21 protein-coding genes are annotated in these 23,737 nt (G+C 68.7%); 9 read left to right on the forward strand and 12 right to left on the reverse strand.

Annotation, left to right across the window (positions count from 1 at the left end; translation table 11 throughout):
• Positions 1-24: 24 nt before the first annotated feature.
• The 3 genes from ACIBTM_RS37220 to ACIBTM_RS37230 all read right to left on the reverse strand — a co-directional run bounded on the left by ACIBTM_RS37220 (position 25) and on the right by ACIBTM_RS37230 (position 1,645).
• Positions 25-768 (reverse strand): maleylpyruvate isomerase family mycothiol-dependent enzyme, encoded by a 744-nt coding sequence (locus ACIBTM_RS37220; RefSeq protein ID WP_395881856.1) that lies wholly within the window; start codon positions 766-768, stop codon positions 25-27.
• 54 nt (positions 769-822) lie between these two features.
• Positions 823-1,233, reverse strand: a complete 411-nt coding sequence (gene ndk / locus ACIBTM_RS37225; RefSeq protein ID WP_005158515.1) for a nucleoside-diphosphate kinase — start codon at positions 1,231-1,233, stop codon at positions 823-825.
• 64 nt (positions 1,234-1,297) lie between these two features.
• Complete coding sequence (locus ACIBTM_RS37230; protein ID WP_395881857.1) at positions 1,298-1,645, reverse strand: winged helix-turn-helix transcriptional regulator; 348 nt, start codon at positions 1,643-1,645, stop codon at positions 1,298-1,300.
• A 112-nt stretch (positions 1,646-1,757) separates the two neighbouring features.
• On the opposite strand from ACIBTM_RS37230, the gene ACIBTM_RS37235 reads away from it, so the two are divergent.
• Positions 1,758-2,651 (forward strand): NAD(P)-dependent oxidoreductase, encoded by an 894-nt coding sequence (locus ACIBTM_RS37235; RefSeq protein ID WP_395881858.1) that lies wholly within the window; start codon positions 1,758-1,760, stop codon positions 2,649-2,651.
• Here ACIBTM_RS37235 and ACIBTM_RS37240 read toward each other — a convergent pair.
• Entirely contained in the window at positions 2,605-4,155 is a 1,551-nt protein-coding gene (locus ACIBTM_RS37240) for an alkaline phosphatase D family protein (RefSeq protein WP_395881859.1), read from the reverse strand. The two genes, ACIBTM_RS37235 and ACIBTM_RS37240, sit on opposite strands and share 47 nt — an antisense overlap.
• A 273-nt stretch (positions 4,156-4,428) precedes the next feature.
• Here ACIBTM_RS37240 and ACIBTM_RS37245 point away from each other — a divergent pair, with 273 nt between their 5' ends.
• Positions 4,429-5,673 carry a DUF222 domain-containing protein gene (locus ACIBTM_RS37245; protein WP_395881998.1) on the forward strand — a complete coding sequence of 415 codons (1,245 nt, stop codon included), beginning with the start codon at positions 4,429-4,431 and terminating at the stop codon, positions 5,671-5,673.
• Positions 5,674-5,895: 222 nt separating this feature from the next.
• Here ACIBTM_RS37245 and ACIBTM_RS37250 read toward each other — a convergent pair whose 3' ends face one another.
• Complete coding sequence (locus ACIBTM_RS37250; protein ID WP_034316250.1) at positions 5,896-6,294, reverse strand: DUF4233 domain-containing protein; 399 nt, start codon at positions 6,292-6,294, stop codon at positions 5,896-5,898.
• On the reverse strand, positions 6,291-7,967 hold the full coding sequence (locus ACIBTM_RS37255; protein WP_395881860.1) for a bifunctional folylpolyglutamate synthase/dihydrofolate synthase: 1,677 nt from the start codon (positions 7,965-7,967) through the stop codon (positions 6,291-6,293). The genes ACIBTM_RS37250 and ACIBTM_RS37255 overlap by 4 nt, the downstream gene beginning before the upstream one ends.
• Positions 7,968-8,037: 70 nt before the next feature.
• Between ACIBTM_RS37255 and ACIBTM_RS37260 the strand changes: the two genes are divergently transcribed.
• Both ACIBTM_RS37260 and ACIBTM_RS37265 read left to right on the forward strand, forming a co-directional pair.
• On the forward strand, positions 8,038-8,667 hold the full coding sequence (locus ACIBTM_RS37260) for a class I SAM-dependent methyltransferase (RefSeq protein ID WP_395881861.1): 630 nt from the start codon (positions 8,038-8,040) through the stop codon (positions 8,665-8,667).
• Between the two features lie 107 nt (positions 8,668-8,774).
• The gene (locus ACIBTM_RS37265; RefSeq protein WP_395881862.1) at positions 8,775-9,650 is read left to right on the forward strand and encodes an SGNH/GDSL hydrolase family protein; all 876 of its coding nucleotides are present in this window, start codon (positions 8,775-8,777) and stop codon (positions 9,648-9,650) included.
• A gap of 60 nt (positions 9,651-9,710) precedes the next feature.
• On the opposite strand, the gene ACIBTM_RS37270 is transcribed toward ACIBTM_RS37265, so the two are convergent.
• Positions 9,711-12,344, reverse strand: a complete 2,634-nt coding sequence (locus ACIBTM_RS37270) for a valine--tRNA ligase (protein ID WP_395881863.1) — start codon at positions 12,342-12,344, stop codon at positions 9,711-9,713.
• Between the two features lie 107 nt (positions 12,345-12,451).
• Between ACIBTM_RS37270 and ACIBTM_RS37275 the strand changes: the two genes are divergently transcribed.
• The 4 genes from ACIBTM_RS37275 (at position 12,452) to ACIBTM_RS37290 (ending at position 17,110) form a co-directional block, all read left to right on the forward strand.
• Positions 12,452-13,429 carry a hypothetical protein gene (locus ACIBTM_RS37275; protein WP_395881864.1) on the forward strand — a complete coding sequence of 326 codons (978 nt, stop codon included), beginning with the start codon at positions 12,452-12,454 and terminating at the stop codon, positions 13,427-13,429.
• Between the two features lie 30 nt (positions 13,430-13,459).
• A complete protein-coding gene (locus ACIBTM_RS37280) occupies positions 13,460-13,786 on the forward strand; it encodes a hypothetical protein (protein WP_395881865.1) in 327 nt (108 codons plus the stop codon).
• Between the two features lie 43 nt (positions 13,787-13,829).
• On the forward strand, positions 13,830-16,142 hold the full coding sequence (locus tag ACIBTM_RS37285) for an FdhF/YdeP family oxidoreductase (protein WP_395881866.1): 2,313 nt from the start codon (positions 13,830-13,832) through the stop codon (positions 16,140-16,142).
• An 80-nt stretch (positions 16,143-16,222) separates the two neighbouring features.
• Positions 16,223-17,110, forward strand: coding sequence for a hypothetical protein (locus tag ACIBTM_RS37290; RefSeq protein WP_395881867.1), 888 nt, complete (start codon positions 16,223-16,225; stop codon positions 17,108-17,110).
• A 6-nt stretch (positions 17,111-17,116) separates the two neighbouring features.
• Here ACIBTM_RS37290 and ACIBTM_RS37295 read toward each other — a convergent pair whose 3' ends face one another.
• The 4 genes from ACIBTM_RS37295 to ACIBTM_RS37310 are packed head-to-tail and all read right to left on the reverse strand — an operon-like array spanning position 17,117 to position 20,812.
• Positions 17,117-18,520 carry an LCP family protein gene (locus ACIBTM_RS37295; RefSeq protein ID WP_395881868.1) on the reverse strand — a complete coding sequence of 468 codons (1,404 nt, stop codon included), beginning with the start codon at positions 18,518-18,520 and terminating at the stop codon, positions 17,117-17,119.
• A gap of 48 nt (positions 18,521-18,568) precedes the next feature.
• Positions 18,569-19,312 carry an SDR family NAD(P)-dependent oxidoreductase gene (locus ACIBTM_RS37300; RefSeq protein WP_395881869.1) on the reverse strand — a complete coding sequence of 248 codons (744 nt, stop codon included), beginning with the start codon at positions 19,310-19,312 and terminating at the stop codon, positions 18,569-18,571.
• Between the two features lie 13 nt (positions 19,313-19,325).
• Positions 19,326-19,454 carry a hypothetical protein gene (locus tag ACIBTM_RS37305; protein WP_395881870.1) on the reverse strand — a complete coding sequence of 43 codons (129 nt, stop codon included), beginning with the start codon at positions 19,452-19,454 and terminating at the stop codon, positions 19,326-19,328.
• The gene (locus tag ACIBTM_RS37310) at positions 19,451-20,812 is read right to left on the reverse strand and encodes an OFA family MFS transporter (RefSeq protein ID WP_395881871.1); all 1,362 of its coding nucleotides are present in this window, start codon (positions 20,810-20,812) and stop codon (positions 19,451-19,453) included. Before ACIBTM_RS37310 ends, ACIBTM_RS37305 begins: the two co-directional genes overlap by 4 nt.
• Before the next feature lie 101 nt (positions 20,813-20,913).
• On the opposite strand from ACIBTM_RS37310, the gene fdhD reads away from it, so the two are divergent.
• Positions 20,914-21,744, forward strand: a complete 831-nt coding sequence (gene fdhD / locus ACIBTM_RS37315) for a formate dehydrogenase accessory sulfurtransferase FdhD (protein WP_395881872.1) — start codon at positions 20,914-20,916, stop codon at positions 21,742-21,744.
• A 537-nt stretch (positions 21,745-22,281) separates the two neighbouring features.
• Here fdhD and ACIBTM_RS37320 read toward each other — a convergent pair.
• Complete coding sequence (locus tag ACIBTM_RS37320) at positions 22,282-23,724, reverse strand: carotenoid oxygenase family protein (protein WP_395881873.1); 1,443 nt, start codon at positions 23,722-23,724, stop codon at positions 22,282-22,284.
• Between the last annotated feature and the right edge of the window lie 13 nt (positions 23,725-23,737).

Below are 23,737 nucleotides of genomic sequence, written 5' to 3' on the forward strand. Positions count from 1 at the left end.
ACCGAACGGCGTAGGGCGCGAAGGTCAGGGCGTGAAAGGCCCGGCGAGGAAGGTCTTCGCCGCCGTGGCGTCACCGGTGATTTCCAGGCCCGCACCGTCGAGCTCGATCCGTTGCCACAGCAGCAAGTCCAGCGCTTCCGCAGGCCCTTCGACGACGGCACCGGCCGCTTCGGCGGGATCCGCCTGCCGCGAGCCGGGAACGTCGGTTTCGCCCGGCGGTGTGATCAACCAGGCGTGTCCGGTGTCGGATGTCTTCAGCAGCAACGGAATGGTGACCACGGGCGGGGTGTGCCAGCGCTTCACCTTCGGCAGCATGCCGAGGAGGACCTCGTCCACGCCGTCGGCGGCGACGGACGGATCCAGGGTGTATTCGGTCCCTGCCGCGCGATGCGCGTCGAGCAGATGCACCACGGTCTCGTGGACCTGGCGGCGGAACCAGAAGGCTTTGGTCTTGGCGGCCGCGGTGAAGTTCCAGGCGCCGTCTTCGGGAGCCGCCTCGCCCAGCGCCTCGATGAGCTCGTCCGCGCTTTCGCGATACCAGGCGGCGAGATCCGCCCCGGGTTCTTCCTCGAAGCGCTGCGGGGCGAGCTCGCCGGTGCGCACGATCCCGGCCGCCCAGCGGTGGACGTTGCCGAGGTGGACGACCAGGTCACGCAGGAGCCAGTCGCCGCAGCACGGCACGGGCGCGGCGTGGTCCCCGGTGCTCGCCACCCGCGCGAAACCGGCGGTGAGCTCCCGCAGGTGTTCCAGGTACTCATCCGGTGTCATCACGGCTCCCAGGTTCGTGGACGGCGCGGCGGTCCCGCGCCGTCCACGAGTGTGTCAGACCTCGGGGAACCAGAGCTTGAGCTCGCGCTCGGCCGACTCCGGGGAGTCCGAACCGTGCACCAGGTTGTACTGGGTCTCCAGCGCGAAGTCGCCGCGCAGGGTGCCGGGGGTGGCCTTCTCGACCGGGTCGGTGCCGCCGGCGAGCTGACGGAAGGCGGCGATGGCGCGCGGGCCCTCGACGGCGATCGCGACCAGCGGGCCCGAGGTGATGAACTCGAGGAGGTCGCCGAAGAACGGGCGCTCCTTGTGCTCGGCGTAGTGCTCCTCGGCGACCGAGCGCTCGACGGTGCGCAGTTCGAGGGCGGCGAGCTTCAGGCCCTTGCGCTCGATGCGAGCGATGACCTCGCCGACGAGGCCGCGCGCGACGCCATCGGGCTTGACGAGGACCAGCGTGCGTTCAGTCACGGCGGTATTTCTCCTTGGGTGGGATTCGTGCTATTCGCCCGGAGCCTACCGGGGGCTTCGCCGCTCACTTCACGTCGGACCAGGGAATGGCCTCGATGCGCTCCAGGTGCTCCTCGCCCCACTCACCGAGCGCGGCCATCGCGGTGTTGAGGGAATCCCCGAAACCGGTCAGCGAGTACTCCACCTTCGGCGGAACCTGGTGATACACCTCGCGATGCAGCAGCCCGGTGGTCTCCATCTCGCGCAGCTGCAGGATCAGCACCCGTTCACTGATACCGGGCACCGCGCGCCGCAGCTCCCCGAAGCGCAGCGGACCGTCCTGGAGCGCGAACAGGATGAGCCCTTTCCATTTGCCGCCCACGACGGCGATCGCGGCGTCGAGGCCGCAGGTGAACGTGCGGTTCTTGGTCATCGCTTCACTTACCTTTTTGTCGGTACCCGGCAAAATAGTAGGTACTTGATCGAATGTACGCGACCGCCCAGCATGGGGTCATCCCGAAGATTTCCTTTGACTGGAGCGAAAAATGCCGAAGACACCGGTGACCGTCGTGGGCCTCGGTTCGATGGGCTCGGCCCTCGCGGATGCTTTCCTCGCGGCCGGGCATCCGACCACCGTGTGGAACAGGACGGCCTCGAAGGCAGATTCCCTCGTCGCGCGCGGAGCGCGTCCGGCCGCGACGGCCGACGACGCGGTGCGGGCGAGTCCGCTGACCGTCGCCTGCCTGACCACCTACGAAGACACCCGTGCTGCTTTGGAAGCGGCCTCGCTGACCGGACGCGCTTTGGTCACGTTGAACAGCGGCTCACCGGCGGGAGCACGCCGGATGGCCGAGTGGGCGGGGAATCGCGGCGCGCGGTTCCTCGACGGCGCGATCAAGAACGTGCCGTCGGCCGTGGGAGCACCGGACACGCTGCTGTACTACGGCGGCGACAAGACCGTCTTCGACGAGCACCTGGAAACGTTGCGGGTGCTGGGCGGCGACACCGTCCACCTCGGCGAGGAGACCGATCTGGCGGCGCTGTACGAAATGGCCGTCGGCGGCACCCTGTTGCCCGCGCTGGTCGGGTTCTTCCAAGGTGCCGCCGCGCTGCGGTCGCGCGGGCTCGAAGCCGGAACGCTCCTGCCGTACGCCACCAAGTGGTTCGAGATGATCATCTCGGTACTTCCGATGTACGCCAAGGAAATCGACAGCGGCGACTACTCGGCCCCCGCTGCCTCGGTGAATATCTTCCACGCCGGTGCCGCCGCCGACCTCGAACTGGCCGAGGAAGGCGTCGACGTCGGATGGCAGCGGCCGATGCACGACCTCGTGCGGCGGGCGGCCGAGGCCGGGCACGGCGAGCTCAGCATCGCGGTGCTGACGGAACTGCTCAGCGTTGGGGCCGCAGGGTCTTCGACCACAGCGAAGCGCCCCTAGCGTCCCTCAGATCGACCGTGAGCGCGCCGCTCCGTCCGTCGATGTTCACCTCTCCGAAGTGCTGGAAGCCGTCGGCGGGCGAGGTGTTCGCGGCGGGCGGGGCGTGCACGAACACCGCTTCCGGCCCGAAGGTCGGGTCGAGCTTGTTCGGGCCGAACGCGCCGGCGTTGAGCGGGCCGGAGACGAACTCCCAGAACGGGTCGAACTCGGTGAAGGAAGCGCGATCCGGCGAGTAGTGGTGCGCCGCGGTGTAGTGCACGTCGGCGGTCAGCCAGACGACGTTGCGCACCCGCCGCCGCGAGATCTCCCGCAGCACCCAGGCGAGTTCGGTCTCGCGGCCGCCGGGCGCGCCGGGAAGGCCGTTGGCGACGCCCTCGATGGCCTTGCCGTCCGGGACGGTGAGCCCGATCGGAAGGTCGGCCTGGATGATCTTCCAGGTCGCGGTGCTGCGGTCGAGCGCGTCGACGAGCCAGCGGGCCTGGCGATCGCCGAGAATGCGACCCGGCTTGGTCTGATCCGAAGTGTTGGCGTCCTTGTACGTCCGCATGTCCAGCACGAAGACCTCGGCGCGCGAGCCGTGCCGGAAGTTGCGGTACACACGGCCGTCGACGGCCTGGCGGCGGTCGATCGGGTGCCATTCGTGGAACGCCTGGAATGCCCGCGCGGCGAGCACGTCGACGCGCTTCTCGGTGTATTCGGGGCGGTCGTTGAGGATTTCCCCCGGGTACCAGTTGTTCACGACTTCGTGGTCGTCCCACTGGACGTAAGCGGGCACGTTCGCCGTGAAGCGCTTGAGGTTCTCGTCGAGCAGGTTGTAGGCGAACTGGCCGCGGTACTCGTCGAGCGTCTCGGCGACCTTCGACTTCTCCGGGGTGACGATATTGCGCCATACCCGCCCGCCGGGCAGCGCGACGGTCTCGGTGAGCGGGCCGTCGGCGTAGACCGTGTCTCCACAGTGGAGGAACAGGTCCGGACGGCGGTCGGCCATCGCACGGTAGATCGTCATACCGCCGCGTTCGGGGTTGATGCCCCAGTTCTGCCCGGCGACGTCACCGGACCACAGCAGCCGGACGTCGGAGCGGCCGACGGGGGCGGTGGCGAAGCGGCCGGTGACGGCCTCGCTGCGAGTGCGGCCGTCGAGGCCTTCCGCGGTCACGCGGTAGTGGACTTCGGTCCCCGGCGGGAGGCCCGCGACGCGGACCTTGCCCGTACCGCCGGTCTCGGGGCTCATCACCGGGCCGCGCACGCGGCGCGCGTGCCGGAACGACGGATCCCGGGAGACCTCCACGATCAGCCGCGACGGCCGGTCGGCGCGCGACCAGACGATGCCGGAACCGGTGGAGACGTCGCCGGACTGGACACCGTGGGTGAGCACCGGACGGTCGCTTCGGAGCAGCGGAACGGCGTTCGCGGTTCCAGGGAGGAGCAGGCCGCCCGCGACCGCTCCGGCGCCGGTGAGACCGGCTTTGAGCAGCGTGCGGCGGTTGTGGTGGGTTGCGGTCATGGCGCGGTTCTATCCCGCGGCCACGGCCGGTGGGCCAACGGCGGTTTGCGCGGTGATGAACGAACGGACGGTAGCCATTCCGGCGGTCTCCGCGACTCTATTCGGCTTGTCGTGCTTCGCGCGTTCTAGCCAGCGAAGGAAGTTTTCGCCGCCGAGAAGCGACTAAAGAATGCTTCGCAACAAAGAGTTCCCCTAAGGAAAGTGAACCAATTTTCGCGCGTTTTGCTAACTTTTGATTCGAATCTTTGTTCGATTACCTGGTATTCTCGTGGGGTGTCCGGACAACGTATCCTCGAACCGCCGCAGGAGTTGTGGCGTGCCGGTGCGCGGGAGCTCGCGCACGGTGTGGTGGAGCGGTTGTCGGTGGCACGGCAGGCACTGGCGGAGGTCGGGCAATTCCTGGTCGAGATCGAATCCCGCGGCCCGATGGAACTGTTCGGGCACGGCTCGACCGCGGGCTGGTTTTCTGAGACCGCGAGGGTCAGCCCGAACGAGGCCCGCGACACCGTGACTCGCGCGTTGGCTGTGAACGAGAGCCGGAATCTGGATGGCACTCCCGCCCCGGCGTTCGCGCCGATCGCCGGTGCTGCGGCGGCGGAGGGTGACCTCGGGCATCAGCAGCTGGATCCGATCCTCGCGGTGCTGAAGAAGATCCCGGCCGAAGCCTCGGCCGACGACCGGACCGGCGCCGAGCAGATACTGGTCACCTTGGCCCGCCACGCCGGACCGCAGGAGATCAGCAATGTCGGCGCCGACCTCTTGGCACACATGGACCCCGACGGGAACGAACCCAAGGACGAGGACCTGAAACCACCCTCACGCGAGGTGTATTTACGGAAGCGCGACGATGGCTGGTGGCGGCTCAACGGCCTCCTGGACCCGGAATTCGGGGCCCGCGCCAACGCCCTGTTCGAGACCTGGGGACAGCGAAGACCTGTCGACGAGGACGGCAACCGCGACCCCCGTACTCCGGGCGAGCGCCATGGGGACGCACTCTTCGACGCGATCCATTACGCGATGACCAACGACAAAGCCCCCACCCTGTCCGGAGACCGCACGACGGTCGTGGTCACCATCCCCCTGGAGACTTTGACGTCCGGGCTGGGGGCGGCCTGCGTGGACGGGGTCGCGCAGATCACCGCCCGGCATGCCCGGATGCTAGCCTGCGACGCGAAAATCATCCCCGCGCTTCTCGGCAGCGAGAGCGAACCTCTCGACATCGGGCGCGCCGCCCGCAGCGTCACCCCTGCTCAACGCCGCGCCTTGAACCTGCGGGACCAGGGGTGCGCGTTCCCCGGTTGTCGGCGAAGACCGAAACACTGCGAAGCCCACCATATTTTGCCGTGGGGCCAGCTCGGCGACACCGACCTGAACAATCTCTGCCTGCTCTGCCGATATCACCACATGGTCATCCACGGACAATCCGGCTGGAAAGTCCAGATGACCGGCGGCCGACCGGAGTTCATTCCACCGCAGTATTTGGATCCGCTACAAACACCCCGCCGCAACCACCGCTGACACCGAGAGCCCGCCGACCACCAGGCGACGGGCCCATCGGCATGCCCAAGTGGCGGCATCGCAATACTTCCCGCTACAGCGGTCGCACGCTGCCGCCGACTCCCGTGAACGCTCGCCGGAATCGGATTCCGGCGACCGGGGGCTATTTGCTTCCGTAGTCGCGACGCAGCCGCAACCTGCCCACCGTCATCACGAAGAACGGATCTCCAAGTGGCGACGCCGTTACTGCGGTTGCTGCTGCTGACTCGGGAGCGTCCCCGCCGCCATCCGCCGCGCCACGTCCCGCCGCAGCCACAGCAGCCACAGCCAGATCCCGAGGAAGATCACCCCGAGGATCGCCACGGCGGGCAGCGCGACGAAGAAGGCGATCAGCGCGACCTGCAGTACGAGCACCGCGGGCACGGCCCAGGGCTTCTTCAGGAAACCGCACAGCACGATCAGCGCGACCGCGATCACGATCACCGACCAGCCGGTGAGCGAGCCGACGCCACCCCCGAGTTTCGCCACCACCGGCAGCGCGAGCGCGACGGTGATGCCCTCCATGATCAGGGAACCGGCCATCACACCGCGGAAGGACTTCATCGGGTCCTTGGCGGGCGGCTTCGGGGTCTCGTCGGTCACGCCGGCTCCTTACCGAACAGGGTCCTGGCCTCGCCCGCGGTGACGACCGAGCCGGTGACCAGCACGCCGCCGCCCGCCAGCGGTTCCTCAGGGTCGTCGCTCTGCTCGACGAGGCCGATGGCGGTCTCGATCGCGGCGTCCAGGCTGGGCTCGGCCACGACCCGGTCTTCGCCGAAGATCGAGATGGCGACGTCGTTGAGTTCGTCGAGCGGCATCGCGCGCGGGGACGAGTTCTTGGTGACGACGATCTCGGACACCACCGGTTCGAGGGCGTCCAGGATGCCGCGGGCGTCCTTCTCCGCCATCACGCTGACCACGGCGGCGAGACGGCGGAAGGCGAACTCCTCGGCGACGGTGGTCGCGAGCGCCTTGGCGCCGTGCGGGTTGTGGGCGGCGTCGAGCAGCACTGTCGGTGCGGCGCGGACGCGCTCCAGCCTGCCGGGGGTCTCGACCTCGGCGAAGGCCTCGCGAACGGCCTCGACGACCAGCTGCTTGTCCTTGCCCGCGCCGAAGAACGCTTCGACGGCGGCCAGCGCCAGAGCGGCGTTGGCGGCCTGGTGCGCGCCGTGCAGCGGCAGGAAGATCTCGTCGTACACCCCGCCGAGGCCCTGCAGTTTCAGCATCTGCCCGCCGACGGCGACCTCGCGCTCCAGCACACCGAACTCGCTGCCCGCGCGGGCGACGCTCGCGTCGACCTCGACGGCACGTTCCAGCAGGATCTTCTGGACCTCGGGCTCCTGCTCGGCGATGACCGCGACGCTGCCGGGCTTGATGATCCCGGCCTTCTCCACCGCGGCTTTGGCCGGAGAGCCGCCGAAGTACTCGACGTGGTCGACGCCGATCGGCGTGATGACGGCGACGTCGCCGTCCACGACGTTGGTGGCGTCCCAGGAGCCGCCGAGCCCGGTCTCGATGACCGCGGCTTCGACGGGCGCGTCGGCGAAGGCCGCGAACGCCATCCCGGTCAGCACCTCGAACTTGCTCATCGGCACCGCGTCCTGGCCACCGGCGTTGTCCACCATGGTCACGTACGGCGCGACGTCGCGGTACAGGTCGACGTACGCGGCGGCGGAGATGGGGGCGCCGTCGAGCGCGATCCGCTCGGTGACCAGCTGCAGATGCGGGCTCGTGTACCGGCCGACGCGCAGACCCATCCGGGTCAGCAGCGCGTCGATCATCCGGGTGGTCGAACCCTTGCCGTTGGTCCCGGCGACGTGCAGCACCGGGTAACCGCGGTGCGGTTCACCCATCAGGTTGACCAGGGCCGCGATCCGGGCGAGGGACGGCTCGATCTTGGTCTCGGGCCAGCGCTGGTTCAGCTCGGCCTCGACGGCGAGCAGTTCGCGGCGGGCCTGCTGCCCGTTGGGGTCGGACGGGGCGAACTCGTCGCCCTGGTCGTCCAGTTCGTGCAGTTCCACGTCCTCCGGGGCGACGAGGTCCGGCACGGGGCCGAGCGCGAGGTTGTCCCCCAGCTGCCCGATCCCGCCGATGCCGCCCCGTGAACCGCCGCCCGCCTGGTACGCGGCGTCGGGTGCGTCCAGATCCGGGTCGGTGTCGTCGGACGGATCGTGGGCGCGGGCCCCCAATTCGTCGACACCGGCGAAACTGTCCAGATCTGCCAGGTCCGGGGATTCCCTGAAATCTTCGGAATCCCGGCCGTCACCTCGCGGCACGAACTCTCCTCTTACCCTTGCTGCCTGTCGGGCCGAGTCTACGTGCGGCTTTTCCTGGCACTCTCGACGCATGGGGTTCAACCACAACGACCACTATCACCCGCTGCTGCTCGACCAGCTGCCTCCCGGCCCCGGCGTGGCGCTGGACGTGGGCTGCGGCAGCGGGCGGTTCGCACGGCGGCTCGCGGCGACCGGGATGTACGTCGAGGCGATCGACCGGTCCGGTCCGATGATCGACCTCGCCCGCGCCGCCGGCTCACCGGGCCCCGGCACGATCTCGTACCGGCAGGCCGACGTGGTCGCCGAAAAGCTGCCGGACGAGGCGTACGACTTCATCTCCTGCCTCGCGATGCTCCACCACGTGCCGTTCGACACGGTCGCCAAGCTGCGTGACGCGCTGGTCCCCGGCGGTGTGCTCGCCGTGCTCGGTCTCGGCAGGCCCAGCACCTTCGCCGACTACGCGCGCGCTCTCGTGGCCTCGCCGGTCAACGCGCTGGCCAGGGTGGTCGTGTACGCGGGCGACCGGCTGAACGGCGGCGCCGACCCGCTGCCGTCGGCGCCGATCGTGGAGACCTACCCGCCGATGAACCGGATCCGGCGCGACGCGGCCCACCTGCTGCCCGGGAGCAAGGTCCGGAACCTGCTCTTCTACCGCTATCTCCTCGTCTACCGGCGACCGGAAGACGATCACCCGATGTGACGCCCCAAGCGGGTGAAACCGGCACCCGACCACCCGATCGGCGGCGCCGACGGGGGCGGATGCGGTTCATTTTTGAGAGGCCATCCAGTCCGGAGATCGGGGTCCTCATGCGCTACAGACGCGTCCTGTTCGCGGCCGTCTCGACCGTCGTCCTGCTGATCGCCTCCGCCACGGCGGCCACCGCCACCACGCGGTCCTACCGGAATTACGTCGCGCTGGGTGATTCCTACACCTCCGGACCGCTCATCCCGCTCCCCCGCCTCGATCCGCTCTTCTGCGGCAAGTCGACGCAGAACTACCCGTCGATGCTCGCCGCGGCGCTGCGGGTGCGCTCCTTCACCGACATCAGCTGCGGCGGCGCCGACACCACCAACATGACGCAGCGCCAACGCGTGACCCTCGGCAGCAACCCGCCCCAGTTCAGCGCCCTGCGCGCGAACACCGACCTGGTCACGGTCGGTATCGGCGGCAACGACTACGGCGTCTTCGGCACGCTCGTCGGCACCTGCCCGGCACTGCGTGCGAGCGATCCCGCAGGGAACCCGTGCCAGGAGAGGTTCACCGTCGATGGTGTCGACACCATCAAGGCCAAGATCGCCAGTACCGGCAAGAACGTCGAGAAGGTGCTGGCCGGGATCCACGCCCGCTCACCTCGCGCCGCCGTGCTCGTGGTCGGCTATCCCCGGATCGCACCGGAGCGCGGCTATTGCCCGAAGATCCTGCCCTTCGCCGAGGGCGACTACGCCTGGCTCAACGACGTCGAGAAGTCGCTGAACTCGGCGATCGAGAAGGCCGTCGCGGCCGACCGCAAGTCGACCTTCGTGGACACGTTCGGACCGTCCGCGGGACACGACGCCTGCGCGCCGAACGGGGCCGCGTGGATCAACGGGCAGCACACGAAACTGCTCGCCGCGGCGGCTTACCACCCGTACCGCACGGGGATGGCGGGGGTGGCCGGAGTGATCCTCCGTCACCTCCGCTGAATGCCATGAACGGTCCGTTCCTTGCAAATTTTGCAAGGAACGGACCGTTCATAGCGCTTGTCAGGAGGCGGGGAGGGCGGCCAGCCGGGCGTTGATGCGCTCGATATCCGCGACCGCGGTCTCCTTACGGGCCCGGATCTTGCCGATCACCGGCTCCGGCGCCTTGTCGATGAAGGCCTGGTTGCCGAGTTTGGCCTCGGCCTGCGCCAGTTCCTTCTCCGCCGCGCCGAGGTCCTTCTGCAGGCGCTTGCGCTCCGCGGCGACGTCGATCGTGCCGGACAGGTCCAGCTCGACGGTCACCACACCGGCCGACAACCCGACCTCAAGCGACGCGCTCGGCGCGAAGCCTTCCTCGGGCCGGGTGAGCCGGACCAGCGAGCGGATCGGCTCGTCGTGCCCGGTGATCTCGGCGAACCCGTCGCCGGACAGCCGCGCAGCCACCTTCTGGCTGGGCTTGAGGCCCTGGTCCGCGCGGAACCGGCGGACCTCGGTGACCAGCTTCTGCACGTCCGCGATCCGCTTGTCCGCCACGGCGTCGGCGTACGAGGCGTCCGCCACCGGCCACGGGGCGATCACCAGCGACTCGCGGCCGGTCAGCGCCGTCCACAGCTTCTCGGTGATGAACGGGATGAACGGGTGCAGCAGCTTCAGCACGGTGTCGAACACGTGCCCCAGCACCGCGCGCGTCGCCGTCACGCGGGCCTCGTCACCCTGGAAGACCTGGACCTTCGACAGCTCCAGGTACCAGTCGCACAGCTCGGTCCAGGTGAACTGGTAGAGCGTGTCGGTGGCCTTCGCGAACTGGTAGTCCGCCAGGTATCCGGTGACCTCGTCGACAACACTGCCGAGCCTGCCGAGGATCCAGCGGTCGGCCTCGGTGAGTTCGGCGGCCGGGGGCAGCGGGGCGTTCGCGTCCGCGCCGTTCATCATCGCGAACTTGGTCGCGTTCCAGAGCTTCGTGGTGAAGTTCCGGGAGCCCGCGACCCACTCTTCGCCGATCGGCACGTCGGTGCCCGGGTTGGCGCCCCGGGTGAGGGTGAAGCGCAGCGCGTCGGTGCCGTACTTGTCCATCCACTCGATGGGGTCGACACCGTTGCCCGCGGTCTTCGACATCTTCTTGCCGAACTGGTCGCGGACCATGCCGTGCAGCGCGATGGTCTTGAACGGCGCCTCGCCAGTGGCGTAGAGGCCGAACATCATCATCCGCACGACCCAGAAGAACAGGATGTCGTAGCCGGTGACCAGCACCGACGTCGGATAGAACTTGTTGAGGTCCGGGGTCTTCTCCGGCCAGCCGAGGGTGGAGAACGGCCACAGGCCCGAGGAGAACCAGGTGTCGAGGACGTCCGGGTCCTGGGTCCAGCCCTCGCCCGAGGGCGGTTCCTCGTCCGGTCCGACGCAGACGACCTCGTCGTTCGGGCCGTACCAGACCGGGATGCGGTGTCCCCACCACAGCTGACGCGAGATGCACCAGTCGTGCAGGTTGTCGACCCAGTCGAAGTAGCGCTTCTCCATCTCCGCCGGGTGGACGTTCACGCGGCCATCGCGCACCGCGTCGCCGGCGGCCTTCGCGAGCGGGCCGACCTTGACGAACCACTGCAGCGAGAGCCGCGGCTCGATCGGCTCCTTCGACCGCTCGGAGTGCCCGACGCTGTGCAGGTACGGGCGCTTCTCCGCGACGATGCGGCCCTGCTCGCGCAGCTTCTCCCGCACCGCGACACGGGCCTCGAAGCGGTCCATGCCGTCGAACTCGGTGCCGGTGCCGTCGATCCGGCCCTGCTCGTCCATGATCGTGATCATCGGCAGGTCGTGGCGCTGGCCGATCTCGAAGTCGTTCGGGTCGTGCGCGGGGGTCACCTTGACCGCGCCGGTGCCGAACTCCGGGTCGACGTGCTTGTCCGCGACGATCGGGATCTTGCGCCCGGTCAGCGGCAGCTCGACCTCGGTGCCGATGAGGTGGGTGTAGCGCTCGTCGTCCGGGTGGACCGCGACGGCGGTGTCGCCGAGCATCGTCTCCATCCGGGTGGTGGCCACGACGATCGCGTTCTCGCCGTCGCCGTAGCGCATCGAGACGAGTTCGCCCTCGACCTCTTCGTGCTTCACCTCGGCGTCGGACAGCACCGACCGCAGCTCCGGCGACCAGTTGACCAGCCGCTCGGCGCGGTAGATCAGGCCGTCGTCGAAGAGCTTCTTGAAGATCGTGTTGACGGCCTTGGACAGCCCGTCGTCCATGGTGAACCGCTCACGGGTCCAGTCCACGCCCTCGCCGAGGCGCTTCATCTGGGCGAGGATCTTGCCGCCGTGCTCGTTCTTCCACTGCCAGACGCGCTCCACGAAGGCCTCGCGGCCGAGCTCACGGCGGCTGGTGCCCTCGGCGCGGAGCTGCTTCTCGACCAGCGCGTGGACCGCGATGCTCGCGTGGTCCATACCCGGCAGGTACAGCGTCTCGTCGCCGAGCATGCGGTGGTAGCGGGTGATGGCGTCGATCAGGGTGTGCTCGAACGCGTGCCCGATGTGCAGCGAACCGGTCACGTTCGGGGGCGGGATGACTACCGTGAACGGCGGCTTGTCCGACGTGGGGTCGGCCGTGAAGTAGCCGGCGTCTACCCAACGCTGGTAGAGCGAGGCTTCTTCGTCGGCCGGGTTCCAGGTACCCGGAAGGTCGGTCTGCTGCGGCTGGGCGTTCTCGGTCACAGTTGACAAGTCTACGAACCCCCTCTAACGACTTCCTCACCGGCCGTAACGCCCGCCGTTCCCAGCCGATGAGGGGATGTCGTCACGCACTGGGGAGGGGCGGGTTCTTGGAGGACGCGCGGTTGGAGACGCATCCGGATCTGATGGATCCGGAGTGGCGTAAGCATGCCGAACGCGAGGCTCGGCTCGGCGCGAAGAAGGATCTCAAGAAGCGGCGGAAGCAGCGGCCGCGCCGCCGGTTCCGGATGACCCGCAAGGTCGTAGTGGTCATGTTCGTGGTCGGGACCGTGGCGTTACTCGGGGCCGCGGCGGTCGTCGTGCACCAGATGCGGGGAAGCTCTGCTCCCGGGCCGCAGCCTCCGAAGGCGGCCCCCGTGCTCACCGGCGTGGACCTCGATCGGCCGTTCGACCGCACGCCCGCCGCGAACTGGCGTGAAGGGACGGCCGGGATCACCGTGCCGCCGGGGCAGGCCGTCGGCGGCTTCACCGCGCAGGAGGTCGACGCCGCGTACCGGAAGGTGACGGAGGCCATCGCGGCCGCGCGGCTCGGCTCCCGGGCGCTGCGGGAGCACGACGGTTCGGAGCTGCTCGCCCTGCTGGCCCCGAACGAGCGCGCCCGAATCGAGCCGAAGGTCACGAGCGCGGCGACCATCGACAAGAGCCAGTACCTGATCCTCATCGGACCGAACCGGCTGCTTCCGGTGAGTCCGCGCATGACCGGGTCTCTCACCACCAAGGCCGGGGAGAACGGCGAATTGACCATCCACGCCAGTTACGTGACCGCGTACGCCTTCGACGCGCGTCCGGGCGAGGCCAGGTCCCCGCAGGACATCGTCCCGTTCGTCCGGGACGAGCAGGACTACGTGATCCGCAAGGCGCCACCGTTCGCGAAGGCAGACGCCGGGCTCAGCTTCGGGGACGGCTCGGGCTACAACGCGCACATGGCCTGTGACGCGGCCAGGGCCGGGATCCTCGCACCCCAGTACGCTGACAAGGACAGCACCGTCGCCGGCACACCTCCCGTCGACGAGACCAGCACCTACGACCCGACGAAACCCCTCCCGTCGAGGGACACCTGCCGGTAGTCGGCCGAAATCCTGGGGAAGAGGACCGAGATGGACGAAGAGGACCGGCGGATCGAGACCCATCCGGATCTGATGAATCCGGACTGGCAGAAACACGCCGAACGCGACGCCTGGCTGGGTGCGAAGAAGGAACTCAAGAAGAAGCGTCGCAAGCAGCGCAAGGCGGCCGCGACGTCCGGGGGCGGCTACCACTCGCCGGGGTCGAGCCGGTGGCCTGGCATCGCGGCGCTCGTCGGCCTGATCGTGCTGGTCGTGGCCGCGGTGACGGTGAACGCGGTGCAGGAACGCGGCGTCAACGAGACACCCTGGTTCCCGCTGGACGAATCGCAGATCACCCGGCTCGCCACCGACGCCTGACCCCTCGGTCGCGCGCGGAAGCGGCAAGGCGCACGATGGGGTCATGACCCGCGAAGCACCCGCGAACGACGTTGACGAGACACAGCTCGAGGTCGGGAAACCGAAGAGCTGGGCGGCCGGGATCCCCGGTGTCGCCGTCTCCCTGATGCGCGGCATGGAGCAGATGGGCGCCGCGCGCACCGTGAAGACGCTCCGTCTGCTGAACCAGCGCGACGGCTTCGACTGTCCCGGTTGCGCCTGGCCGGAGCCGCGTGAGGTCGACGGCGAGCACCGCAAACTCGCGGAGTTCTGCGAGAACGGGGCGAAGGCCGTCGCCGAGGAGGCGACGAAGCGCCGGGTCGGCCGCGAGTTCTTCGCCCGGCACTCCATCCACGAGCTGGCGGACAAGACGGACTACTGGCTCGGCCAGCAGGGCCGCATCACCGAGCCGTTCGTGCTCCGCGAAGGGGCTTCGCACTACGAACCGATCTCCTGGGACGACGCGTTCACGCTGGTCGCGGACGAACTGCGGGCGCTGAGCGACCCGAACGAGGCGATCTTCTACACCTCCGGCCGCACCAGCAACGAGGCCGCGTTCCTCTACCAGTTGCTCGTGCGCTCCTACGGCACCAACAACCTGCCGGACTGCTCCAACATGTGCCACGAGTCCTCCGGCGCGGCGCTCGCGGCCACGACCGGGATCGGCAAGGGTTCGGTGTCGCTCGCCGACATCCACAAGGCGGACCTGATCGTGGTGGTCGGCCAGAACCCCGGCACCAACCATCCGCGCATGCTGTCCGCGCTGGAGGAGGCCAAGGGCAACGGCGCGAAGATCATGGCGGTCAACCCGCTGCCCGAAGCCGGCCTGATGCGGTTCAAGAACCCGCAGAACGTCCGCGGCGTGGTCGGCAAGGGCACCCCGCTGGCCGACGAGTTCGCGCAGATCCGGCTCGGCGGTGACCTCGCGCTGTTCCAGGCGATCGGTCATCTCCTGCTGCGGTGGGAGCAGGAGACCCCCGGCACGATCGTCGACCACGCGTTCATCGAGTCGTCCTCCGAGGGTTTCGAGGACTACGCGAAGCATCTGCGCGAGATCGACTGGACCGAGGTCGGCGCCGCGACCGGGCTGCCGCGTGAGCAGATCGAGCGGCTGGCGCGGATGATCGCGACGTCGAAGCGGACCATCTACTGCTGGGCGATGGGGCTGACCCAGCACAAGCACGCGGTGCAGACCATCTCCGAGATCGCGAACCTGGCGCTGGTGCGCGGCATGATCGGCGAGCCGGGTGCGGGGCTGTGCCCGGTGCGCGGGCACTCCAACGTCCAGGGCGACCGGACGATGGGCATCTGGGAGAAGATGCCGGAGTCGTTCATGGACAGTCTCGACGCGGAGTTCGGCATCAAGGTGCCGCGGGACCACGGTCACGACACCGTCGCCGCGATCCGCGCGATGCGGGACGGGCAGGGCAAGGTCTTCTTCGCCGTCGGTGGCAATTTCGCTTCCGCGACACCGGATACGGAGCTGACGGAGAAGGCGCTCAAGTCGTGCTCCTTGACCGCGCACGTGTCGACGAAGCTCAATCGCTCGCACGTCGTGCCCGGCAAGACGGCGCTGATCCTGCCCACCCTCGGCCGCACGGAACGCGACCTCCAAGCAGGCGGCGAGCAGTTCGTCACCGTCGAGGACTCGATGTCGCAGGTGCACACCTCACGCGGCAGGCTGGCCCCGGCCAGTGAACACCTGCTCTCCGAGGTCGCGATCATCTGCCATCTCGCGGAAGCCCTGCTCGGCGCCGGGCACGCGGTGCCGTGGCGGGACTTCCACGCCGACTACGACCTCATCCGCGACCGGATCGCCAAGGTCGTCCCCGGCTGCCACGACTACAACGCCCGGGTGCGCGAGCCCGACGGGTTCGTCCTCCCGCACGCGCCGCGCGATTCGCGGCAGTTCAACGGAACCGCGAACGGCAAGGCGAACTTCACCGTCTCCGAACTCGAATACCCCCAGGTGCCCGAAGGCAGGCTGCTGCTGCAGACGATGCGCAGCCACGACCAGTACAACACCACCATCTACGGCCTTTCGGACCGCTACCGCGGCATCGAGGACGCGCGGCGCGTGGTGCTGGTCAACCCCGACGATCTGGTCTCGCTCGGGCTGTCCGACGGCGTGATGGTCGACCTGGTCTCGGAATGGCGGGACGGCGACCGCCGGGCCCCGCGGTTCCGGGTGGTCTCCTATCCGACGGCGAAGGGCTGCGCGGCGGCGTACTTCCCCGAGGCGAACGCCTTGGTGCCGCTGGATTCGGTGGCGGACAAGTCGAACACACCGGTGTCGAAGGCGATCGTGGTACGGCTTGAGCCAGTCGCCGCACCTTAGGCTGCCCGCTTGGCGGTGCCGCGCGGGCTCGACCGAGGTCCACCGTGAAGTGGCCAACCCACTCGCGGAAAGGCCTTGCCATGTCACGAAGATCGACCCTGCGCGGCTTCGCCGCCCTGCTCTCGCTCATGCTCGTCGCGGTACTGCCCGGCGCGGCCACCGCCGCTCCGGCCGCACCTCCCCCGCTGCCCTTCGTCTCCCAACTCGACCTATCCTGCTATCGGACCGAGGGCTACAAACCGCCGCCCACGGAGCTCACCCTCAAGCACCTCAACCCCGTGCTCGGGAAACTGCCGGTGGAGACGGTCAACCTGGGGGAACGTCGGCAGCTTTGCGTGCCGGTCGCGAAGAACGGAGTGATCCCGCCGCCCGGGATCCTCGACTTCGTCCGCTGGGTGGATCTGTCGTGCTATCGGATCGAAGGCCGCGCGGTGGACTTCCCGCTGACGCTGAGCCAGCTGAACCCGGTCGTGCAGAAGCTGGGAATCCAGGACTCGCACGTGACCATGTTGTCGCCGGAGCAGCTGTGCGTCCCGGTCGCGAAGAACGGGAAGCTGCCGCCGCCGGAGATCCTGTCGTTCGTGCGGCACATCGACCTGGAGTGCTACGCCCTGCGCGTCCTCGGCATTCCCACCATCCCGTTCCCGCTCACGCTCGGCCATCTCAACCCGGTGCTGGCCGACCGGCCGAAGGTGGACGTGAAGGTCGGCAACGCGCGGCAATTGTGCGTCCCGGTGGCGAAACGCGGTGACGAGATCCCGCCGGAGGTGCTCGGCACCGTCCAGTGGCTGGATCTGGCGAAGGCGGACGTCAGCACCGCGCCGAGTGTCGTCGGGCCGGTCACGCTGAAGCTGACCCACTTGAACCCGGTGCTGGCCCACCTTCCCAGCGAAGCGGCCGTCATCACCGAGCCGGTTCAGCTGGGCCTTCCGGTCGCCAAGAACGGCAAGATCCCGCCACGGGGATGACCCCGCTCAGTTGATGCATTCGGTGTCGTCGGAGGTGATGGGCTGGTCGGTCCGGACCCCGGCCGCCCCGCCGCCCGAGGACACGCCCGGTCCCTTGTAGACCTGGCCGAGCACGACCTGCACATGGCCCGCCGCGACGGACGAGACCTTCTCGGTTTCCAGCCCGCCGAGCAGCTTCGCGATCTCCGTCGCGGGTCCGGACGCGTCGCTGAACCGGACGACGGAGGTCCGCCGTCCGGTCTCGGCCGTCGTCTCGCCCTTGCCGAATCCCTTCTCCGCGAGGAGATCCGAAACGCGGGCGGCGAGACCGTCCTTGCCGCTCGCGTTGACGACGTCGACCTTGGGGCCCGCGGGCGCCTGCGGGGTCGTGGGCTGGACGCCGATCAGGGACGCGGCGAAAGCCCGCACCTGGGCGGGGTCCACCTGCACGGCGGTCGCGGTCGGCTGCTTGGGGTTGTAGCGATAGTCGGGATTGACCACCGGGATCGTGTCGAAGGCGATGCCGCCGCCGGAGACGCCCCGCATCTGCCGGACGAAGTCGAGCAGATCCCACGAGCCGTCGAGCACGACCGAACGTTTCACCGCGTCGATCAGTTCGGAGAGGCGGGCCGGATTGGCGAGCGTCCCGGCGGAGAGCACCTGCTTCGCCAGCCCCGCGAGGAACACCTGCTGACGGCGGACGCGGTCGAGGTCGCTGCGCGGCAGATCCTCGCGCTGGCGCACGAAGGCGAGCGCGTCGGCGCCCTGGATCAGCTGCTTCCCCGCCTTGAAGTTCGCCCCGGACTTGATGTCCTTGGTGTCCCGCTTCAGGCACACCTCGACCCCGCCGACGGCCTTGCTGATGTCGTAGAAACTCTGCAGGTTGACCTCGGCGAAGTGGTCCATCTTGACGCCGGTGAGGTCCTCGACCGCCTTCAAGGTCGCCTTCCGCGCGGCCGTGATCGCCACCTTGTCGATCTCCGCCTTGTCGGTTTTGCCCGCCGCGCGCTGCGCACTCGCCGAAGCGAATTTGGCGTGGCCGAAGATCCCGTTGATCTTGGTCTTGTCCTTCGTCCCCGGCTCCGCGACCCAAGAGTCGCGCGGGATGGAGAAGGCCTTCACCGCCTTCTGGCCGTTGGGGATGCGGAGCACGATGAGCGTGTCGGTCAGGTCGTCGCCGTTCGCGCCCACGCGCAGTTCACGCAGCATCTCCGGGGACAGCGGGTTGCCGTGCTCGTCGGTCCGCGAATCGCGCCCGACCAGCAGGATGTCCAGCGAACCGTCGGCGGGCTGCTCCCCCGGGTCCGGGGCTTCGATCACGTCTTCGCGGCTGACGCCTTCGAGCGACTCCAGCGTCGTGTATCCGTACGCGGTCCCGCCGAACACCGCCACCGCGAGCGCGGCGACCAGGACCTTCCCCAGCTTGTGCACGTTCCTTGGACGCGCGGGAGCCGCTCATTGCTGCATAGGTGATCCACTTCACATTCGCAGATGCGACGCGCCGTTCAGGTCGAGGATCGCGCCGGACGCCCACGCGGCCTCGCCCGAAGCGAGGTAGAGCACCGCGGCCGCGACCTCCTCCGGCGTGCCGACCCGGCCGAAGGGACTCTCGCCGCTCGCGCCTTCGACCTTCGCCGCGACCCGGTCCGTCGCGGTGAAACCGGGTGCGACCGAGGTCACGGCGATCCCGTGCGGGGCGAGGGCGACGGCGAGCGACTGCCCCAGCGAGTGCAGCGCCGCCTTGCTCGCGCCGTACGCCGGGAATTCGGGCTCACCCTTGAAGGCTCCCCGCGAGCCGATGTTGACCACGCGGCCGGGCGCGCCACGCCCGATCATGTGCCGCGCCACGCAATAGGTCACGTTCGCCGTGCCGAGCACGTTGACGTCGAGCATCCGCCGCCAGACCCGCTGCCAGTCCGCATAGGACACTTCGGCGACGGGGTGGGCCGATCCCGCGGACGGCGCGAAGGCGGCGTTGTTCACGAGGACGTCGACCCCGCCCACCAGCGCCTCGGCCTCGTCGGCGACCCGCTGCGCCACTTCGGGTTCCGAAAGGTCGCCTTGGATCAGGCCGTGCCCGGAACCGGGCAGCTCGCCGAGGGTCCGCTCGGCTTCCTCCCGTTTCGAGGCGTAGTGGACGGCGACACGGTCGCCCTTTTCCGCGAAGGCGCGGGCGATCGCGCGGCCGATGCCGCGCGACGCCCCGGTGACGAGAACTCCCACGAGCCGACCCTACTCAGCCGCCGAAGAGCTGGACCACCTTGCGGAACAGTTCGTAGACGCCGTAGGCGAACGGGAGCGCGACCCACAGCCACGCGAAGACCATCAGCCCGGTGCGGCGGTGTTCGGGAGCCTGTTCGGTCATCGGGCCTCACTCCTCGCGGGCTCGCCGGACGGCGCCGGCTCGTGGTGCTTCGGGTTGACCGGGCGCACCAGTTCGTTGGCGACGAAGCCGACGACCAGCAGGCCGATCATGATGAACAGCGACGTCGAGTACAGATCCGGGCCGACCTTGCCCGCCGACTTCTGGCTGTCGGCGATGGCGTTGACGATCAGCGGCCCGAGCACCCCCGCCATCGACCACGCGGTCAGCAGCCTGCCGTGGATCGCGCCCACCTGGTAGGTGCCGAAGAGGTCCTTCAAATACGCCGGCACGGTCGCGAAGCCGCCGCCGTAGAAGGACAGGATCAGCATCGCGCACAGGACGAACACGAGCTTCGAGGCGTTGGTGGTCAGTGCGATCACCAGGTACAACAGGGCGCCGGCGCCGAGGTACAGCCGGTAGATGTTCTTGCGCCCCACCAGGTCCGAAGTGGACGACCAGACGAACCGGCCGAGCATGTTGGTCAGCGAGAGCAGCGCGACGAACCCGGCCGCGGCGGCGGTGCCGACCGGTGTCGAGGTCTCACGGAAGAAGTCCGCGATCATCGGCGAGGCCTTCTCCAGGATGCCGATGCCCGCGGTCACGTTGAAGCACAGGACCACCCAAAGAAGCCAGAACTGCGGCGTCTTGAGCGCGTTGCGCGCCGACACGTTCGCGGTGGTGATCATCGCGTTGCCGTGGTCGGTCTTCGGTTCCCAGCCCTTCGGCTTCCAGCCGTCGGCGGGAACCCGCACCAGCAGGATGCCGAGGGTCATGAAGACCGCGTAGACCAGGCCGTGCACGAGGAAGGCCGTCGCGACCGTCCCGATGGTCCAGGGCGCCGCGCCCAGCATTTGCGAAGACCACGGGGAGGCGATCAGCGCGCCGCCGCCGAAGCCCATGATCGCGATCCCGGTGGCCATCCCCGGCCGGTCCGGGAACCATTTGATCAAGGTCGAAACCGGCGAGATGTAGCCGATCCCGAGCCCGATACCGCCGATCCCGCCCCAGCCGAGGACGACGAGCCAGTACTGCGACGTCGCGACGCCGAGCGCGGAAAGCAGGAAGCCCGAGCTGAAACAGACCATCGAGACGAACATCGCCCAGCGCGGACCGTTGCGTTCGACCAGCGTCCCGCCGAAGGCCGCCGACAGCCCGAGCATCACGATGCCGAGCTGGAACGGCAGGGCGCTCTCCGTGCCGGTGAGGCCGAGGGTCTTCTCCAGCGGCGGTTTGAACACGCTCCACGCGTAGGCCTGCCCGATCGAGAGGTGAACGGCCAGCGCGGCGGGCGGCACCAGCCAGCGGCTCCAGCCCGGTGCTGCGACGATGCGGGAACGGTCCAGGAAGCCGACAGCCATCCGGCGCCTCCGTACTCTGAGGATGTGCACTGGGAATGTATTACTTAATTCCCGACGTTGCAGTATCCAAGTGTCGAATAACCGGTCAGAAGGGTGGACAAGTGGGCAGGGTGACGGTGCGGCGTCCGGTGCGGAAGATCTCCGCGACCAAGGACGTGCGGCGTCCCGACGCGCTCGCGGCCGAGGAACCGCTGGAGATCCGCGTCGGGGGTAAGGCACTCGCGGTCACCATGCGGACACCCGGCAACGACGTCGAACTCGCGCACGGGTTCCTGTTGTCCGAGGGCGTGCTCGCCTCGCGCGAGGACGTCGCGGTCGCCCGGTACTGCGACGGCGTCGACGACCAGGGCCGCAACACCTACAACGTCCTGGACATCGCGCTGGCCGAAGGGGTCGCTCCGCCGGAGACCGGCGTCGAGCGGAACTTCTACACCACGTCCTCGTGCGGCGTCTGCGGCAAGGCCGCGCTCGACGCGGTGAAGCTGAAGAGCCGGTTCTCCCCGGAGAAGTCCGAATTCTCGGTGAGCACCGACGTGCTGGCGAAGCTCCCGGACACGCTCCGCGCGCACCAGAAGGTGTTCTCCAGCACCGGCGGGCTGCACGCGGCCGCCCTGTTCGACGGCGACGGGAACCTAGCGGTCGTCCGCGAGGACGTCGGCAGGCACAACGCCGTCGACAAGGTGCTCGGCTGGGCGCTGCAGGAGGGCCGGATCCCCGCGGCGGACACCGGGCTGCTGGTGTCCGGCCGCGCCTCGTTCGAGCTGGTGCAGAAGGCCGCCATGGCCGGGATCGGGCTGCTGGCGGCGGTCTCCGCGCCGTCGTCGCTGGCCGCGGAACTGGCCGAGGAGAACGGCATGACCCTCATCGGTTTCCTGCGCGGCGACAGCATGAACCTCTACACCGGGGAACAGCGGGTGCTCGGCCTCGACTGAGCGGCGAGGACGGCTAGAACCATCCTCCTGCACCTACTGGCCGGAAGTCCGTGAAGGCGTGACTCGCGTGATCGGGCACGTGACTCGCGTGACTGGAAGCCGCACCCAGGTGTCCCGCCTTCCAGCACCCGAGATCCGCCTTCAATCACGTGAGTGCGGTGCCGCATCGCGGCCGCGCCCGAAACACCACCGTCGAGCTTCAGCCCAGGTCACCTCGACCCTGCCACGAAAGCCACTTTCGGGACCTCAGACATCGCGAAAGTGGCTTTCGCGACACGCCTCGGCCGTGAGGCGCCGGAAACTACGACCGTACTGTCCTCAGCAACTTACGAGCTTTTACTCCAGCGGCTTCGCGTGATCAGCGGGACGGCACACGTGATTGCGTGGACGACACACGTGATTGGACGGACGGCTCGCGGTGGGGCTCGGCCGCGAGCGCGCCGTCCCGCTGATCACGAGTGTCGTCCTTCTGATCACGAGTGTCGTCCACACAATCACTCGAAAGTACCGGTTCGGCACCGCAGGTCACGGGACCCTTTACTCCGTGCCCACCCAGTTGCCGTGGAAGCCGTTCGGTACTCGGTCCGGCAGGTGCACGGCACCCACCGTCTCCAGTGTCCCCGCGTCCAAAATGGTCAGATCGCTCTTCTGCGTCGCGGCGTCGTAGACGAACCCCATCAGCACACCCTCGTCCTCGCCGGCGTCCACAGAGGACGGGACGAACACGAACTCCCCCACGTGCGCGCCGTCGCCGAATTCCCGCGACTGGACCGACCGGTTCCACAGATCGTGCTTGAGCAAGGAGCCCGAGGACGTCGAACCGTCCCTTGTGGACACGGAGTAGCCGAAGCGGTGTGGCCGCCCGACCAGTCGCTCGTCGACGCGCGGGAACTCCTGACCCTGGTCGTCGAGGCGTTCCTCGACGACCTTGCCGGCGGCCAGGTCGATGGTCCAGCGGTCCAGGGTCGGCGGCCCCTCGGCGGGTCCGAGCAGTTCGGTGTCGAACATCTTCGGGTGACGGACGACGTCGAGCACGATGTCGTCGCCGTCGTCGTAGGCGTTCATGGGGTGGAACACGTAGCACGGCTCGACCTCGAACCAGCGGACGTCGCCGTTTCCACCCTCCCGCGGCATGACACCGACCCGCGCCGGATACTTCGGGTTCCAGCGGTACGGAAAGCCCGCGTTGCCCGAGATCCGCTGTCGCAGCCTCGCGCTGAGCGGGTCCGGCACCTTCACCTTGCCCACCAGCGCGGACACCACCAGCTGGGCGGGCGTGCGCAGGAACGGCGGGACGGAAGCGGCGACGGCCTGTTCGGTCTCGAAGGTGACCGGAAGGTCGTAGAAGACGACGTGCTTCTCGGTCAGGGAGAAGTCGTGCATCATCGGCGAACCGGTGACCTCGACGTCCACCTTGCGCCGCGCGCGGCCCTGCGCGTCGATCACCGAGTACTGCACCTTGTTGCCCCAGCCGAAGAAGTACGACACGGCGTGCAGTTCGCCGGTCTCCGGGTCACGCTTCGGATGGGCGGTGTAGCCGCCGGGAAGGGTGCCGTCGAAGTCGCAGGCGCCGACGGTGTCGAGTTCGTCGGTCAGTTCGAAGTTCGTGGGGCCGCCCTCGATCAGCGCGAGGGTCTTGCCCGCGTGGCCGATGACGTTCGTGTTGGCCCCCAGGGAGGAGACCCCGGAGACCTGCCCGCCTTCCCAGCGCTCGTCGATCTCCCGTGACAGCCGGGGGTTGCGCACCCAGCGGTTGCGGTACCACTCGGCACGGCCGTCCCGCAGCCGGACGCCGTGCACCATGCCGTCGCCCGTGAACCAGTGGTAGGTCGCCGGGTCCACTTCGGACAGCGGGTTCGGCCCGTTCCGCAGATAGCGCCCGTCCAGGTACGCCGGGATGTGCCCGGTGACGCTCAGTTCGGTGATCGTGTGCTCACGGCTGACCGGGGCGAAGTTGCCCTCGAGGAACTTGTTGCCCATCACAGGCCCCCTA

This window comes from Amycolatopsis sp. NPDC049868 (assembly GCF_044461365.1).
GTDB lineage: Bacteria > Actinomycetota > Actinomycetes > Mycobacteriales > Pseudonocardiaceae > Amycolatopsis.

Bases quoted from the DNA above. Each gene is read 5' to 3' on its own strand.
- ACIBTM_RS37230 (WP_395881857.1), bottom strand. From the start codon at position 1,645: ATGACCAAGAACCGCACGTTCACCTGCGGCCTCGACGCCGCGATCGCC.
- ACIBTM_RS37310 (WP_395881871.1), bottom strand. From the start codon at position 20,812: ATGGCTGTCGGCTTCCTGGACCGTTCCCGCATCGTCGCAGCACCGGGC.
- ACIBTM_RS37265 (WP_395881862.1), top strand. From the start codon at position 8,775: ATGCGCTACAGACGCGTCCTGTTCGCGGCCGTCTCGACCGTCGTCCTG.
- ACIBTM_RS37290 (WP_395881867.1), top strand. From the start codon at position 16,223: ATGTCACGAAGATCGACCCTGCGCGGCTTCGCCGCCCTGCTCTCGCTC.
- ACIBTM_RS37220 (WP_395881856.1), bottom strand. From the start codon at position 768: ATGACACCGGATGAGTACCTGGAACACCTGCGGGAGCTCACCGCCGGT.
- ACIBTM_RS37280 (WP_395881865.1), top strand. From the start codon at position 13,460: ATGGACGAAGAGGACCGGCGGATCGAGACCCATCCGGATCTGATGAAT.
- ACIBTM_RS37260 (WP_395881861.1), top strand. From the start codon at position 8,038: ATGGGGTTCAACCACAACGACCACTATCACCCGCTGCTGCTCGACCAG.
- ACIBTM_RS37240 (WP_395881859.1), bottom strand. From the start codon at position 4,155: ATGACCGCAACCCACCACAACCGCCGCACGCTGCTCAAAGCCGGTCTC.
- ACIBTM_RS37235 (WP_395881858.1), top strand. From the start codon at position 1,758: ATGCCGAAGACACCGGTGACCGTCGTGGGCCTCGGTTCGATGGGCTCG.
- ACIBTM_RS37320 (WP_395881873.1), bottom strand. From the start codon at position 23,724: ATGGGCAACAAGTTCCTCGAGGGCAACTTCGCCCCGGTCAGCCGTGAG.
- ACIBTM_RS37285 (WP_395881866.1), top strand. From the start codon at position 13,830: ATGACCCGCGAAGCACCCGCGAACGACGTTGACGAGACACAGCTCGAG.
- ACIBTM_RS37305 (WP_395881870.1), bottom strand. From the start codon at position 19,454: ATGACCGAACAGGCTCCCGAACACCGCCGCACCGGGCTGATGGTCTTC.